Origin of the sequence: Castellaniella sp., assembly GCF_049673105.1 — a bacterium.
Taxonomy (GTDB): Bacteria; Pseudomonadota; Gammaproteobacteria; order Burkholderiales; family Burkholderiaceae_B; genus Castellaniella.
This window is the reverse complement of sequence record NZ_JBATXG010000015.1, coordinates 52,553-68,115: the sequence shown is the minus strand read 5'-3', so window position 1 is coordinate 68,115 and position 15,563 is coordinate 52,553. Positions and strand designations below refer to the sequence as shown.

Here is a 15,563-nt window from a genome sequence, read left to right as displayed (position 1 = left end):
GCGGCGGCCACAGGGCCGCCACCCCGCATCAGAATTCGTCGTCGAACACCACGCCTTCGTCGGTACGGCGCATGACGCCGACCTTATAGGCGGCGATGTCCTGTTCCTGCGGCGAGGCCTGGGTCTTGCTGATGTTCAGCCATTTTTCCATGTATTTCAGCGGGTTGGACTGCGGAAATTCATAGCGGTCAGTCTGAATTCCCAGAGTGTTGTAGACGTCTTTGGCGCAGTACAGCGTCCAGGCAGCCAAGCGGTCGGCGTTCATGCCGACCAGTTCGCGGCCTTCGGAAAACAGATACTGGATCCAGTCCAGTTCGCTGTCGACGACTTCCGCAATCAGCCGCTCGATGTCAAAACGGCATTGCTCAAAGGCCTTGCGCCCCCGCTCCGTGCGCAGTTCGTTGCGCAAGACGGCACGATCCAATTCGGCGTGAATTTCCAGTTCGTCCTGGGCGATTTTTTGGATGGCCTTGCCGATCGGCTGGAACATGCCGGTGTCGCAGATGGCGAAGGTCACGGCAAACGAGGCCATGAACTGGATGCGTTCCATGCAGAACAAGGCCACCACCATCATGAACAGGGCGTTGTAGGTGTCCTGATCATTGGCCCGCTGCCCCAGCGCGTACTGATGCGAGGCTTCATAGCCGTCGGCAAAGGCCTTGACCACGCACGACAGGCGCTCGTGGGCCTGACGCACGCTCAGGATTTCGTCGATGATGGCCGACGGGTCGTCAAAGGAATTGCGCACGATTTCGGAATAGGTCGCGGCATGCACGACTTCATTGTCGGAAATGCGCTGCCAGGCGGCCCACAGTTCGGACGAAGTGATGAACGGCGCCAGCACAGGCGCGATGGCGCGCGAGGCCACGCTATCGGCTTCCCACTGCCAGGCCAGCGTTTTGACCATCATGTCGTAGGTGGCGCGCGGGCAGGTCTTGAAATCCGCATTGCAGGACGAATAGTCGAACTCGTTTTCATCCCAGTCCAGGGATTTCTGCGTCTTGTACAGCGCCCAGATGTCCGGGTAATGCCGGTTGATGGTGTCGAACAGGCCTTGTTTTTCGCCCATGAAAAGCAGCGGCTTGGCGTAGTCCTGTTTCTGATAATTGAATACGTTGTCAGACATGATGCGAGGTTCCAATGAAAGTCGCGCTCCCGGCCTGCCAGCGCGGCAGGTCGGGAGCGCCAATACAAGATTTACAGAGTGCAGCCGCCCTGGCACATGGGATCGTCATCCAGGCCGGTCACGGGCTGCGCCGCCGCCGACAGCTGAATCCCGGCGATATCGAGCTTCACGAAACCCTGGGCAGCGGAAAAATCGGCGACTTTTTTCATGCCAGCCGACGTTTTCTGGTTCATGTAGTACTTGGACTTCAGGCCCATTTTCACGCGATACAGATAGTTCTGGATCATTTCCGTGGATTCGATGCTGGCATCGCCAATCACCTTGCGGTAGAAATCCGCCGAAATCCCCTGATCCGTCCATTTCTGGATGATCGCGTAGATGTCGGTCATGTCCTTGGCCGACACGTCCCAGGCGGATTCGTACCACTTGCCCAGGACATCGCCTTCAGGGGCCGCCCAATAGTTCACCCGCTGATTGTCGGTCTTGATCATCGTCAGTTCACGGATGGGATAGACGCCATTGGTCGTGCCTGACGAATTGGCAGAGGTCTCCGTGGGCATATGCGCCGCCACCACGGAATTGCGGATCCCGCCATTGGCGATCACATCGGCCCTCAGGGATTCCCAGTCATAGCGATTCTGCAGGTCGGCGATCTTGTCGACGTTCGGGTTGTAGGTGTCGATCGGCAACCATCCTTGCGGCCATTTGGACTTATGCATCCAGGGCGCGTTGCCCAGTTCTTTGCCCAGTTGCAGGCTGGCCCGCACCAGGTGGTAGTAGTGACGTTCGGCCACCCAGTGGATGAACTGCTTGCCGCTGTCTTCCGTGTAGCGTTGATGGTTTTTCGCCATCAGGTGCGCCACCCCCAGCATGCCGACGCCAGCATTCAGACGGGCCTTGGAGGTCACGCCCACGTGCGGCAATTCATAATCGGCCAAGTGGATGCACTTGTCGATCATCAGCAAGGCGTAGTAGGCGACTTCCTCGTATTGCTCGTCGGATTCGATATTCGACACCACGATGCCGGCCAGATTGCAGGTGGCGACCTCGGGCGAGGAATAGCGCACGACGCGCGCGATCCGCCGGCCATCGGCCAGCACGTCGCCGGCGACCAGGTCTTCCAGGTAGACCATGCCCCTGGCGGTGTCTACGGCGCCCGTCCCCGGACGCAGCGTCTGCAGCCCGCCTGTCTCGTCCTCGAATTCGACAAAGGAAATGTCCGTCGTCTGATAGAGCTCGGTGATATGGTTGTAAGGCGCCGTGGGCAGCGCGATTTCCGAGCACAGGTTCGAGCTGTAGATCGTGCCCTTGAAGGGCGTATGACGATTCATCTCGTAGATATTGTGCTCGTAGACGCGCCCGGTCTCGTTCCATTCATTGATCGCGGTGATCAGCAGTTCGCGCGCATTGACGGTTTGCTTCTTGAAGGTCACGTCCCGTTCGTACTTTTCGTACAGGGTTTCGAACCGCGCTTCGTCATCGCCATACAGGGCGTCGTACAGATCGGGCGCCGTGTGGCAATTGAACAGAAAGATATTTTCATTGCGCGCGACCTTGCGGGCAAAGAAGCGGTTGCCGCCCCATGAATAGTCCATGCCGCGGATCTTGCGGTCTTCGGTGGACATGGGGTTCTTCAGGCGCAGCAGCACATCGATTTCCGGATCGAAAATCGAAAAATAGCTGGTGCAGGCGCCGCCCCGGCCATTTTGCAGATTGGCCTTGATTTCAGCCACCACGGCGCGCAGATAGGGCAATTTGCCCTGATGGCGGATCACGCCGCCACGCACCGGGTCGTTGACCGAGCGGGTCTGCAGGTAGGACCCGATCCCCGCGCTCATGTAGGTCATGGTGTTGGCAATGTGATTGCCCACCGCGATGGAACGCGCCGAATCGCCGGATGCATACAGGCAGCAGCTGGCGTAGCCGCGCAGCGGCGTACCCAAGTTGATGTGATTGGGCGTGGGCGCGTTGATGCGGTTTTTCGACAGGTGTTCGTAGAATTTCGCGACGTCGCGCATGCGCCGCTCACGCGGCTGATCCACCGCCAACGCCATCGCCATGCGCATGTAGACGAACTGCGGGGTTTCGTAATGGATGCCTTTGACCCGGTCGGAAATCGCGTATTTCGAACGATGCGTATGGATCTGGTAATGGGCGTATTCGAAGTCCCGGGTGTGGTCGATCATGCCCTCGACCTGGAAGTATTCTTCTTCGGAATAGTCCAGGCGTTCCATGTAGCCCAGGCCTTCCAGGCGCCGGTGCAGCGTCAGCACGGTGGGGAATGCCCCGTCGCAGACGTCTTTCAGTTCTTTTTGGGCCAGCGCCGCATACAGACGACCCGCCATGCGGTTGTAGGACCAGGTATCCGCGTCCAGGCAATGCCGGATGAGCTGTATCTGCAGAAATTCCGAGGAACATTCCTCGGGCATGTTGGTGACGGTTTCCAGCACGACGGAAGGCCAGTCCACGCCGTCGCCCAGCGTCGTGGCCCCCCATTCGCCCCAACCGTTGAGCTTGGACGGAATAAAAGGTTCTTTGCGCCCATCGCGCTTGATGACGGTCTTGATCATGGTGGTGGCTTGTCTTGTGGTGGATTATGCTAGGGAGAACCCGGTGCTTGATCTTATTTTTGCACCAAATCTTGTGCACATCCTACACCAAATACACTATATATAGTGTTTCAAAATTCAAGCTCACCGGCCTGCGGAACACCCGGAAACACGTGGAAAATGGCTTGAAATCAGACGAAACGGCATATTTTTCTAAAAGAAAAATAATATTTCAAAACATATCATCTTCGGAATCGCCAGAGATCCTGGCGCAGGAACCAGGCCGCAACACCACCGCCTCGAACTCCGCCACCGGCACAGGCCGGCCAAACAGATACCCCTGCCAGGCATGACAACCATGCTGCTGCAGAAACAAGCGTTGCGATTCGGTTTCCACACCTTCGGCGATGACCTGCAGGCCCAAACTAAGCCCCAGGGCCACGATGGTGCGCGCAATGGCAGCGTCATTGGGGTCGGTCAACACATCGCGCACAAAGCTCTGATCGATCTTCAGTTGATCCAGCGGCAGGCGCTTCAGATAGGCCAGGGATGAATACCCCGTGCCGAAATCATCCAGGGAAAAGCCGACACCCTGCTCTTTCAGACGCCTCATTTTCTGAATGGTGTCCTCGATATTTTGCAGCAGCAGGCCTTCGGTCAATTCCAGTTCCAGCAGATGTGCGTGAGCGCCGGCACTCGCCAGCGCGGCCAGCACCTGATCCACGAAATCGGGCTGGCGGAACTGGCGGGGACTGACGTTGACCGCAACCCGCAGACTCGACAGGGTCGGATGAGCCGTCCAGGCGGCCAGCTGACGGCAGGCCGTGCGCAGGACCCAGTCCCCCAGGGGCAGGATCAGGCCGCTGTCTTCGGCCAGGGGAATGAACGAGGCGGGCGATATATAGCCGTCGCGGGGGTGCTTCCAACGCAGCAGGGCCTCGCAACCGATGATGCCGCCCCGACTCACCTGGGGCTGATAGAAAAGCTCGAACTGATCGTGGTCCAGCCCCACCCGCATGTCCTGTTCCAGAGCCACTCGCGCATGAATGACGGCCTGCATGTGCGGATCATAGAACTGCAGGGTATCGCGCCCGGCTGCTTTTGCCTGATACATGGCCAGATCCGCCCGCCGCAATTGTTCGTCGGCTGCCGTTTCCTGCCCCAGGAACAGGCTGACCCCCATGCTGACGCTGGAATGGTAGAACTCGTTGCCCAACAAATAGGAAGCCCGCAGGACCTGCAGTATCTGACGCCCGATGTCTTCCACCTGGGCCGCGGCTTCTTCGGATTGAGCCGACAGATCTTCGAGCACGATGACAAACTCATCATCCCCATGCCGGGCGATGGTGTGCGAATCCTGTAAATGACTGCGCAAGCGCTCGGCCACCTGCTGCAACAGTTCGTCACCGGCCTCGTGGCCGCGCGTTTCGTTGATCGTCTTGAAGTGGTCCAGATCCAGCATCAGCAAGGCGCCGTAGCGCTGCCGGCGGGCGCTGGCCGCCAGCACCTGCTGCAGGCGATCCAATAGCAGGCGGCGGTTGGGCAGGCCCGTCAGGGGATCGTTGTAAGCCAGGTAGCGGATCTCATCTTCCGCCGCCTTGCGCCCGGTCAGGTCTTCCAGCGTCACCAGATAGTCGCCTTCCAGCTGCAATCCGGACAAAGCCACCGTGCGCAAGCGCCCGTCCTGGCAAGTCATCTGGAATTCCATGTGTGCGCGGCGCTCACCCCCGCCTGAAGCCTGCTGCCACTGACGTTCCCAGGCTTGACGCATGCGCCGGCGCACCTCCGGGTTCGGGACGGTCAAGGCCCACCAGGACCGGACATCCGGCATGCGATCTGCGGCATAGCCGCAGATCTGCAGAAACTGTTGATTGCGGAATACGATATGCTGCCCCTGCTCGACCAGGCAGACCCCCACCGGCAGGCGGTCCAACAGGCTGCGCAGACGCTGTTCGCTATTGCACAGGGCATCCTGCATGCGCCTGCGTTCCGTGATGTCCTGGATCACGGCCACATGGTAATCCGGGGCGGCGCCGGCCCGCAGAATCGGCGACACCGTCAGCGACACCCAGATGGGATAGCCATCTTTGTGCAGCAAGCGCTTTTCCATCTGGAATTCCTGAAGCTCGCCGGACTGCACCCGCGCCACCTGGGCCAGATCGGCCTCCAGATCGTCGGGATGGCTGAGCGCGCGAAAATCCATCTGCAATAACTCGGATTCGGCATACCCCAGAATCGCTGCATATTTGCGATTCATCCGCAACAGTCTCCCGGTCGCCACCTCGGTCAGGGACATGCCGACAGCGGCTTGATTGAACACCGCCCGGAATCTTTCCTCGCTGTCTTGCAGCGCGACATGCGTGCTGACCGCCTGGGACACAGCAGTCAGCCGCAACCTGGACAGAACGCTGGTCAGGACCCCCAGCAGCAGGGACAAGGCGCCGCCCGCAATGCCCATCCACCAGGGCAGCCAGCGCTCCTCGGCGGATGCCAGGCGCTGAGTCTGAACGAAACTCAGTTGCCAGCGTCGATCCAGCACATCCAGCACACGAGTTTCCCGACCGGGGTCGGGCAGCGCCTCCGCGTCGGCGAGCAGCGATTGCCCCAGAATCATCCAGTCGGATGGTGCGACCGATACGCCCTCTGGCCAGGCGACGGCGCTTAAGCCGATATCTTGCAACTGCACCGACATGCCGCGCAGGAACCCGGATGCCCGCACCGAATCGAGCAGCTGATTGATACGAATGACGGCTGCCACCGAACCGATGAATTCAGACGAGGGTCCGGCGACACCGGGCGTTGGGCGAAAAATCGGATACCGCACCAGGAAGCCGCCCCGGTCTGCTTCCTTCTGGAACAACTGGAACGGCTCGGACGCCGTCGGGCGCCCGGAACGACGACCCGCCAACAGAGCCTCGAGATTGGCCGGTTGCGAAGAGATCTCCAGTCCTGCAACACCTTCATTGCCGACCCTGGGCCACAGATATTCGACGACGTAATAATCGGCTTGTTCGCGCAAGGGGTGGATATAGGAAACGTCCCCGGAGTCCGGCAAACCGGCCTGTTGCCGCTGACGCGCCTGATACGCGGGGAGATCAGCCGCCCTCACCCAGCGCACGAAAGACAGATTGATCAGTTCCGGATAATGCTGACGAATGCCGTGACCCGCCACAACCCGCTCGAACTGATCGCGATCCAGGCCAGGATCGATCAGAAACAGGCCGCGCAAGCCCGCCACGATCTCGCGAATGGCCACGATGCGCTGGGCCAGCGCATCAGTCGAGGAACGGACTTCTTCTGAAAAACGGATCTGGATGACGGATCGGACGGCGTGCAACTGGTGGCGCACAAGCGCGGCAGTCAAGGCGAACCCCAGCAACGCCACGACCAGACCAGGCCACCACTGCTTGAATCTCGGATGCGATCGGACTGCCGACATGCATGTGCTCCAGGCTAGAGGACTTATCCGCTTCATGCGTCAGCCAGCCACGGCCCGTAACAGACGCTCTGTTACAGCATACTGAATTTTACAGAAGGGAGCACTTGCGCTTCAGAATGTTCACCACAACACAAAAAACAGCAGCCAGGCCCAGATAAAAGGCAACAAACCCACAGCCACAGCGCCCACGGCCAGTCCTTTACGCCACGACTGCCCCGTGCGCAAACCCGCCAGACGCCATTCAAAGCGCAGGCTCCAGGCCAAGGCCAGCGCCAGCAAGGTAAACCGCACCGGATTGGCCCAGCCTGTCGGCACGCCTTCATGCTGCAACAGGGTCAGCGTCGTGGCGGACAGGCCCAGAAACACCCCGACTCCCGCAGCAGGAATCAGGCCCTGGGCCAGCTTGTGCACCCCCGCCAGACGGCTGCGCAGCAAATGACCGTTCTGATCGCGCACACCGGGATAGGTGCGTTCCGGCAGCACCCGATCCGCCAACCACAAGCCGCCGAACGTGGCACCGCCCACGGCACAGGCTGCGCCGAAGATGAACAACAGGATGACCGTGCCATCCAGCCAGCTGAAGCTGTCGTTCACCTGGGGGTAATGCGTCAAGACGAACCAGGGCGCATTGTCGGCCAAGGGCCAGTACATGTCGCGGTTGATCAGCCAGGCCGCCATGGTTTGCTTGAGGGTGACGAACCAGGGACTGGCGCTCCAGAGAAACGCGCCCACCGCCAGGCCCATCAAGCCGAAGACGATCAGCATCGTCTGCCAGCCGCTGCCATCGGCCACCAGCACGATCTCGGCTTCCGGCGAGCGAGGCGACAGCGTAATGGCGCCGCGATAATCGCTGCAGCGACCGCACATATGGCATTCAGCCGCCCCTTCCATATGACGCAGCGGCAACAGGGGCGCACAGTTGATGGATTCGGTGCGGCGCACCGGCGCGCGCCAGGCCTGCGCATCCACCCGGTAATACCAGGGGGCCAGTTTGGCCAGCAGATTAAATACCCCGTTGACCGGGCACAGATATTTGCACCAGACCCGCTTGTTGCGGCCATACAGCCAGCCGACGATCATGGCCGCGACTGTGGAACCGCCCAACACAGCCGCCACTGCCCAGGGATACTGATAGACACTGACCAATTGACCATAAATCGTCGTCAGGCTGAAGGCGACGAACGGCCACCCCCCCCAGCGCATCCAGCGCGGGATGGCGCCGCCCCGGCCATGACGGCTGGCCCATTCGGTCAAGGTGCCTTCGGGACAGAACAGGCCACACCAGGCTCTGCCGAGCAAGGGGATGGAGACCAGCACAAAGGGCCACCAGACCCCCCAAAAGGCGAACTGGGCCACGACCGTCAGGTTATTGAAGACTGACGCCGTGCGATCGGGCAGCGGCAAAAGGGCCGGAATGATCAGCAGGGCCAGATAGAACCCGACGATGAGCCACTGGATCGCGCGGATGGCCCGCTGATGATCGCGCAGGAAGTCGCCGACCTGCGCGACGCGGGCTCGAAACCCGTGCGCTTGAGAAATCGCATTCATGATGATCAGGTCGCAGCAGGCGCCCTGGTCCGCCCCGACTGAGGTTGGGCCTGCGCCGACGCCCGCCGCAGCAAGCAGATCGCCCCCCCCCAATATCCCAGCCAGATCAGCACCTGGGAAAGCGCGGGATAGGCCCGGTAGCCGGCGAAATCAGCCAGGATCTTGCCCAGACCGCCGGCGGTGTCCAGCACCCCGCTGCTATCCCAGATCGGGTCCACCAGCGCAGGCAGGACATCCAGAGAAATCAGGCGATCGGTCGCCGACACCAGCAAGGCGCCCGCCAGCAACAGCAGCAGGATTTCCGTCAATTTGAAAAACCGCCGCCAGGTGATGACCCGCCCCCCCAACTGCAACAGCCAAAACGTCAGGAGCGCTGCCAGAAACCCGCCGACACCGGCCAGCACAGTGGGCAGCACCTGATCATTTCGCTGCGAAGACAGCACGGTGCCATACAGAAACACCACCGTTTCACTGCCTTCCCGCGCCACGGCGATCATGACCAGCGCCAGCAGACCCCACCAATGATCCCCCCCCACCTGCGCCGCCGCCCCGCTTTCCAGCTCGCGGCGCAAGCCGCGCCCATGACGACGCATCCAGACCACCATCTGCACCACCAGCGCACACGCGGCCAGCGCCATCAGCGCCTGAAACCATTCCTGGCCGGTGTCGGACAACCAAGACGCCATGCCCAGCAGCACCAAAGCCAGCGCCACGGCCAATAACAGACCCGCCCCCACCCCGCCCCACAACCAGGGCAGGCCGCGCCGACCTTCCGGGGAGCTGCGCAGCCAGGAATACAGGATGCCCACGACCAGCAGGGCTTCGACACTTTCGCGCCATACGATGAAGGCAACTTGTTCCATCAGGATGTCCGGAATCAGGGTTTGGGCAGCACGACCAATGTGCCCTTGACCTGAGGATGAAAATCGTCAAAAAAGGGGTATTCGCCTGGCCGGGACAAAGACAGCACCACAAAAGACGTCACCCCCGGCCCCAGCACTTTTTCCTTGCGCAGAGGCAGGCTTTCGAATTCGACGGCTTCCGTGCTTTCATTGACCAGCACGATCTTGAACCGCCCTGCCGGCACCTCCAGCCGGGCGGGTTCAAAGGTGCCGTCGGGCTTGAACGTCAGCTGATAGACAGGCAAATCGGCTCGTGCCGCCGACAAGGGGGCCAGCCACCCGGCCAGCGCCACCGCGACTGCCAGAGTCCCGGCCCAGGCACGCATCTCAATACCCGCCTTTCTTGCCGGTACCGGCGAAGACGAAGTCATACTTCACTTCGAAGGTTTCGAACCAGGGCGCCACGCCGGTTTCCTTGTCCACATGGCGGCCAAAATGATTGTTGTGCGCCGTCTCGGGTGAGCCGATGATGAAGGTCAGCTGATACTTCCCCGGCCCTTCGAGCTTGACGTTGTCGCCGTAGTGAGGACCATCATTGGCCACCATCGGCATCAAATCGCCCTTCAGAACCTTGTCGCTGCCCTGTTTCTGCAGCACGTACTGGATGTTCAGGTACGGCGCCCAGGCGCCTTCCGGCAAACCGTTCTTGTTGTCGGCAGTCGCGTGGATATCGGCTTCCAGGTGAACGTCGGAGTCCTTGGCGGCCCGCATCATGCCGGCGGGTTCCATCTCGACCGGCTGCAGATACACGGCCGCCACTTCCAGACCATGTATGTCCTTGGGTTCGCCGATGGGATATTCCGCGGCCAGCGCAGAAGACGCCAGACCCAGACCTGCCAAGGCAATAAACAGCTTGTTCACCATAAAGACTCTCCGTCATGATAAGCAGAATGATTCTCGTTAATTTACCACTGCGCACCGCGTTTTTCCTGACGAAAAACTGAATCCGACGGGGTTTTTGACGATGTCCGCGACTGATCATCAGCCGGGCGCGCGGGGTCTGCGCCAGCGCCACCAGCGCCCTGAGGCGCTGGCGTGGATCGACCGCAAGACGGTCGAGACGGTGAAGATCAGCGTTTTTTCTTGCCGGATTCCGGCTGTCCCGGAAACGGGAAACCAGTGAACAGGTTGCGGGTCTGATCCTGCATCTGATCCTGCATCTGCAGGAACACATGACGGCTTTGTTCCAGATAGCTGTTCATCATGTTCTGCAAGGCCGGGGTCTGCATGTTCATCAGCTGCGCCCATGCCTCGGGCCCGAAGTGCTGCTGATACAAGCCCTGGGACTGTTCGGCCATGCGATCCTGAATATCCATCAGCACCTGGATGTTCTTTTCCAGAAAGGTGCCCATGACACCCTGCATGGCATGGCCGTAGAAACGGATGATCTGCGCCAATGCATTGGCCGAGAACATGGGCATCCCGCCGGATTCTTCTTCGAGAATGATCTGCAGCAGGATGCTGCGGGTCAGATCCTCGCCACTTTTCGCGTCGATGACGTGAAAGTCGGCATTGTCCAGCACCAGTTGTTTGATGTCCGCCAGCGTGATGTAAGCGCTGGATTGCGTGTCATAGAGCCGGCGGTTGGGGTATTTCTTGATCAGCCGCGCGGGCTGTGCGGGAGTAGTTTGCGACATCTGCATCAACCCATATGCAAGCCGCCGTTGAGCGAGAAATCCGCCCCGGTGGAAAAACCTGCGTCGTCAGAGGACAGCCAGGCCACGATGGCGCCGATTTCTTCGGGAGTGCCCAGGCGTTTCACCGGAATGGTCGCGACGATCTTTTCCAGCACGTCGGGACGGATGGCGCGCACCATGTCTGTGCCGATATACCCCGGCGACACGGTATTGACGGTCACGCCCTTGCTGGCGACTTCCTGGGCCAGCGCCATGGTAAAGCCGTGGATGCCGGCCTTGGCGGTGGAATAGTTGGTCTGGCCGAACTGGCCTTTCTGACCATTGACGGAACTGATGTTGATGATTCGGCCCCACTGCCGGTCGACCATATCGTCGATCACCTGTTTCGTGACGTTGAACAGGCTGTTCAAATTCGTGTCGATGACGATGCGCCAGTCTTCCTGTGTCATTTTTCGGAATACGCTGTCGCGGGTGATGCCGGCATTGTTGACCAGCACATCGACCGGACCGAACTGTTCCTTGATCTTGACGAAGGCTTCTACCGTGGAATCCCAATCGGACACATTGCCGACCGAGGCATTGAACTTGTACCCCAGAGCGGCCTGCTCATCCAGCCATTTGGCATGGTCGCGGCTGGGCCCGCAGCCCGCTACGACGGTAAAGCCTTCCTTGGCCAGGCGCTGGCAAATCGAGGTGCCGATGCCACCCATACCACCTGTGACGTAAGCCAGTTTTCCACTCATAGGGTTCTCCTTCAGTCAGCTTTTACTTTGACATAGCGCCCAGGGGCGGGCTCTATGATGGGGTATTTCTTGTTGCCCAGGGAACGGCCCGCCCGCCGTCGCGGCCCGCCATGGGCGGCCAGCCAGCCCAGCCAATCCGGCCACCAGCTGCCGGACGCGTGCGTCGCGGAATCCAGCCATTCGGCCGGATCGCTGGGCAGCGCGCCGTCATCCCGGAACCAGTAGCCGCGCCGACCGCGTTCAGGGGGGTTGATCACACCGGCGATATGGCCGGATTCCCCCAACACAAAGCGCAAGGGCCCGCGCAGCAGCAGCGTAGAGGCATAGGCAGACGCCCACGGCACGATGTGATCGTCACGCGATGCATACAGATAGGCGGGCATGTCCAGGGCGCGCAGGTCGACCGCCTGCCCGCAGACGTGCAACTGGCCTGTTTTCAGGCGGTTTTCCAGATAGGTATTGCGAAAATACCAGGTGAAGAAAGGCCCTGGCAGATTGGTGCCGTCGGCATTCCAGGCCAACAGATCAAAGGCTCTGGGGGACTCGCCCATCAGGTAGTTGGAGCCGACGTAGTTCCAGACCAGTTCAGCCGGACGCAAGAAGGAAAAGGTCGTGGACAGTTCGCCCGCCGTCATCAGGCCGCTGGCGCCCAGTTGCTGTTCCCGCGTCCGGGCATGCCATTCATCGACAAAGACATCCAGGATGCCGGTGTCGCGAAAATCCAGAAACGTCGTCAGCAATGTGAGCGCAGCCACCGGGTCCTGGCCCTGCGCTCGCGCCACGGCCAGCGCCGTGGACAACAAGGTACCGCCCACGCAAAACCCCAGGGCGTTGATCTGCGGCTGTCGGCTGATGTCCTGCACGACGGCAATGGCCCGCAAGACGCCGTCCTGGATGTAGTCGTCCCAGGTCTTGCCGTCGATGCCGTCGCTATCGTCGGGCCGGGGATTGCGCCAGGAAATCATGTAAACCTGGAACCCCGCCTGCAGGGCGTGTCGCACCAGGGAATTGGCCGGCTGCAGGTCAAGTATGTAGTATTTATTGATGCAAGGCGGCACCATCAGCAGCGGTCGCTGATGCACCTGGGCAGACTGCGGCTGATACTGGATCACCTGCATCAAGGTGTTTTCGTATACCACCGCGCCCGGCGTGATCGCCAGATTGTCGCCGGGAGAAAACGCCGATTCATCGGTCTGGGTGATCCTGCGGCGACGCAGATCGCGCAGCATATTGGCCAGGCCGCGCTGCAAGGTATCGCCGCCGCTGCGCAGCAGCGCCTGGATCGCGTCCGGGTTGCTGGCCAGGAAATTCGACGGGGCAGCGGCTTCGATCCATTGCATGACGGAAAACTGCAGTCGTTCCCGCGTCGCATCATCGGTATCGGCAGCCTGGGCAAGATCCTGCATCGCCTGCGCCATCAGCAGATAGGCATGCGCCGCAAACAAAGCATGGGGATCATCTGACCAGGCATGCGAGGCGAAGCGTCGATCTGACAGGGGGGCCAATGCGCCCTGGCGCGCCTGATCCAGCAATGCCTGCCAGTTCTGTAAAAAATCGGCCTGGATAGCAGCCAGACGGTTGGAAGCGGCACCTGGCGGCGTTGGCCGCTGAGACGAATTCATATTCCCCACTGCCCCCCAGCCCTCGCAAGACCTGATCCAGTCTTGCGATCTCATGTGTTATCCATTCTGCCACGCTGTTTGCGGGCGTCAATTCGGGTAATTCGCTAGTGCCCTGCCTGATACCCGCATGGTCTCACGTTTACCGGCATCGGGGTCGAATGCGCCTACCTCTGACAGGAATCATACCAGCCAGGCCAGCGTTGCCTGACGGCCCGTGCGCGCCTGTCGCCGATAAGAAAAATACCGATCCGCCTGACGATAGGTGCACTCGCCGCTGGATTCCAGCAAACCGACGCCCGCCTGCGCCAAGCGCCGCGCCGCCAGACCGGCCAGATCCGCCAGCCAATGCCCCGCCCGCCCCGAGGGCGCAAAGCAGTTGGCCGCCTCGGCATCGGCGGCCACAAACACGGCGCGAACCTCGTCGCCGACCTCGAAGGCATCGAAGCCGATACCTGGCCCGATCCAGGCGCGCCAAGCCGACGCCCCCGGCGCCTGTTGTCGCATGGCCGCCAAAGTATTTTCCAGCACACCGGCGGCCAGACCGCGCCACCCGGCATGCGCAACCCCCAGCACTGTGCCGGCCTCGTCGGCCAGCACCACCGGCAGGCAATCCGCCGTCATGATCGCCAACGGTCGCCCCTGACTGGTCGTGACGGCGGCATCGGCGCAAGGCGCTGCACCGGGGTCGAGCACGACGCGATCTTGTGACGCCGCGCCATCGGCATGCCAGACCGTGGTGCCGTGCACCTGCTCCAGCCAGAGCGGTTCCGCCGGCAGGCCGGCCCTCACCCGGTCGCGATTTTCCCGCACGGCGGCGGGCTCGTCCCCGACATGCAGGCCCAGATTCAGACTATCCCAGGGGGCGGCACTGGCGCCGCCCTGGCGCCAGGTGCTGACGTACTGCACCCCGGTCCAGGCCGCCCCCGTTACCCCCTGCAAACCGTTCGTCCATTCGATGACGCGCATTTACGACTCATCCCAGTTCAGCTGCTTCTGCACGGCGCAGAAATCCTCTGGCAAAGCCGCCGTAAACGACTGCCATTGCCCCGTGTCGGGTTCCTGAAAGCTGAGCGCCCTGGCATGCAGCATCTGCCGCATCGCGCCGGCGATCGGACGTCCGCCATACAAGGCATCCCCCAGCAAGGGATGTTTCAACAACGCCATATGCACCCGGATCTGGTGCGTTCGACCGGTTTCCAGACGACACAGGACCTCAGAGACGGGCTGATCACCGCAGTGCCCGACACGCTGAACGGCATAGTGTGTGATGGCCGGCTTGGGCGCCAACGGTCGGTCGGCGCTCATGCGCACCGGCACCCTGGCATCGCGACCAATCGGGGCTTCCACGACGCCCTGTCCGGACAAAGCGCCATGCACCAGGGCGCAATATTCCCGCTTGACCGTCCGCGCCTGCAACTGGCGCACCAGCGCCGTCTGGGAAAGATCAGTGCGGGCAACGACCAGCAGGCCGGATGTGTCCTTGTCCAGCCGGTGGACGATCCCGGCGCGGGCGACACGCTGCAGTTCCGGATAGCGATACAGCAAACCGTTCAACAAGGTGCCATGCCAATTGCCTGCCCCCGGATGGGTGACCAGGCCGGCGGGCTTGTTCACCACGATCCAGTCCGGCGATTCAGCCACCACCAGAAAGTCGACCGGCTCGGGCACGAAGGCCAGATCTTCGGGCGCCTGCTGCGGCCAGACCTGGATCCGGGCGCCCGGCCCGACCCGGGTGCGGATTCTGCCGACCGCCCCGTCCACCTGGACATGGCCGTCTTCGATCCAGGTCTGCAAACGGCTGCGGGAATGCTGGGGTAACAGCCGGGCCAGCACCTTGTCCAGGCGGTCCGGCAATAGGTGCAGGGGCAACGTAAACAGCGTCGGCTCGTCGGGGCCGGCATCCTCGGTAGCAAACTCTGTGTCAGACATGGCGACAAATCATATAATCTGCCGACAATGCTAACACCTCGATCAAGGATGCCCTGTGGCCGTGCAAG

General features: G+C 61.3%; 12 protein-coding genes. All 12 read right to left on the bottom strand.

Features of this window, described 5'->3' with window-relative positions:
- Positions 1-28: 28 nt before the first annotated feature.
- On the bottom strand, positions 29-1,126 hold the full coding sequence (locus WBF69_RS05500; protein ID WP_424262031.1) for a ribonucleotide-diphosphate reductase subunit beta: 1,098 nt from the start codon (positions 1,124-1,126) through the stop codon (positions 29-31).
- A 71-nt stretch (positions 1,127-1,197) separates the two neighbouring features.
- Positions 1,198-3,696: a ribonucleoside-diphosphate reductase subunit alpha gene (locus WBF69_RS05495; protein ID WP_424262029.1), complete on the bottom strand. Its 2,499-nt coding sequence runs from the start codon at positions 3,694-3,696 to the stop codon at positions 1,198-1,200.
- A 211-nt stretch (positions 3,697-3,907) separates the two neighbouring features.
- Complete coding sequence (locus tag WBF69_RS05490; protein WP_424262027.1) at positions 3,908-7,114, bottom strand: bifunctional diguanylate cyclase/phosphodiesterase; 3,207 nt, start codon at positions 7,112-7,114, stop codon at positions 3,908-3,910.
- 120 nt (positions 7,115-7,234) lie between these two features.
- Complete coding sequence (locus WBF69_RS05485; RefSeq protein WP_424262025.1) at positions 7,235-8,662, bottom strand: 4Fe-4S binding protein; 1,428 nt, start codon at positions 8,660-8,662, stop codon at positions 7,235-7,237.
- 5 nt (positions 8,663-8,667) lie between these two features.
- Positions 8,668-9,525: an FTR1 family iron permease gene (locus tag WBF69_RS05480; RefSeq protein ID WP_424262023.1), complete on the bottom strand. Its 858-nt coding sequence runs from the start codon at positions 9,523-9,525 to the stop codon at positions 8,668-8,670.
- Between the two features lie 14 nt (positions 9,526-9,539).
- Positions 9,540-9,890 (bottom strand): cupredoxin domain-containing protein, encoded by a 351-nt coding sequence (locus tag WBF69_RS05475; protein WP_424262021.1) that lies wholly within the window; start codon positions 9,888-9,890, stop codon positions 9,540-9,542.
- Position 9,891: 1 nt separating this feature from the next.
- Positions 9,892-10,428 carry an iron transporter gene (locus WBF69_RS05470; protein WP_424262019.1) on the bottom strand — a complete coding sequence of 179 codons (537 nt, stop codon included), beginning with the start codon at positions 10,426-10,428 and terminating at the stop codon, positions 9,892-9,894.
- Positions 10,429-10,634: 206 nt separating this feature from the next.
- Complete coding sequence (gene phaR / locus WBF69_RS05465; RefSeq protein WP_424262017.1) at positions 10,635-11,201, bottom strand: polyhydroxyalkanoate synthesis repressor PhaR; 567 nt, start codon at positions 11,199-11,201, stop codon at positions 10,635-10,637.
- A gap of 5 nt (positions 11,202-11,206) precedes the next feature.
- Positions 11,207-11,944 (bottom strand): acetoacetyl-CoA reductase, encoded by a 738-nt coding sequence (gene phbB / locus WBF69_RS05460; protein WP_424262015.1) that lies wholly within the window; start codon positions 11,942-11,944, stop codon positions 11,207-11,209.
- Between the two features lie 11 nt (positions 11,945-11,955).
- Positions 11,956-13,566: a PHA/PHB synthase family protein gene (locus WBF69_RS05455; RefSeq protein ID WP_424262013.1), complete on the bottom strand. Its 1,611-nt coding sequence runs from the start codon at positions 13,564-13,566 to the stop codon at positions 11,956-11,958.
- Between the two features lie 180 nt (positions 13,567-13,746).
- Positions 13,747-14,532, bottom strand: a complete 786-nt coding sequence (gene pgeF, locus WBF69_RS05450) for a peptidoglycan editing factor PgeF (protein WP_424262011.1) — start codon at positions 14,530-14,532, stop codon at positions 13,747-13,749.
- A complete protein-coding gene (locus WBF69_RS05445; RefSeq protein WP_424262009.1) occupies positions 14,533-15,495 on the bottom strand; it encodes an RluA family pseudouridine synthase in 963 nt (320 codons plus the stop codon). It lies immediately after the preceding gene.
- Between the last annotated feature and the right edge of the window lie 68 nt (positions 15,496-15,563).

Coding starts and splice junctions, on each gene's coding strand:
- WBF69_RS05490 (WP_424262027.1), bottom strand. CDS start 7,114: ATGTCGGCAGTCCGATCGCATCCGAGATTCAAGCAGTGGTGGCCTGGT.
- WBF69_RS05480 (WP_424262023.1), bottom strand. CDS start 9,525: ATGGAACAAGTTGCCTTCATCGTATGGCGCGAAAGTGTCGAAGCCCTG.
- WBF69_RS05475 (WP_424262021.1), bottom strand. CDS start 9,890: ATGCGTGCCTGGGCCGGGACTCTGGCAGTCGCGGTGGCGCTGGCCGGG.
- WBF69_RS05455 (WP_424262013.1), bottom strand. CDS start 13,566: ATGAATTCGTCTCAGCGGCCAACGCCGCCAGGTGCCGCTTCCAACCGT.
- WBF69_RS05500 (WP_424262031.1), bottom strand. CDS start 1,126: ATGTCTGACAACGTATTCAATTATCAGAAACAGGACTACGCCAAGCCG.
- WBF69_RS05485 (WP_424262025.1), bottom strand. CDS start 8,662: ATGAATGCGATTTCTCAAGCGCACGGGTTTCGAGCCCGCGTCGCGCAG.
- WBF69_RS05495 (WP_424262029.1), bottom strand. CDS start 3,696: ATGATCAAGACCGTCATCAAGCGCGATGGGCGCAAAGAACCTTTTATT.
- WBF69_RS05445 (WP_424262009.1), bottom strand. CDS start 15,495: ATGTCTGACACAGAGTTTGCTACCGAGGATGCCGGCCCCGACGAGCCG.
- WBF69_RS05470 (WP_424262019.1), bottom strand. CDS start 10,428: ATGGTGAACAAGCTGTTTATTGCCTTGGCAGGTCTGGGTCTGGCGTCT.
- phaR (WP_424262017.1), bottom strand. CDS start 11,201: ATGTCGCAAACTACTCCCGCACAGCCCGCGCGGCTGATCAAGAAATAC.
- phbB (WP_424262015.1), bottom strand. CDS start 11,944: ATGAGTGGAAAACTGGCTTACGTCACAGGTGGTATGGGTGGCATCGGC.
- pgeF (WP_424262011.1), bottom strand. CDS start 14,532: ATGCGCGTCATCGAATGGACGAACGGTTTGCAGGGGGTAACGGGGGCG.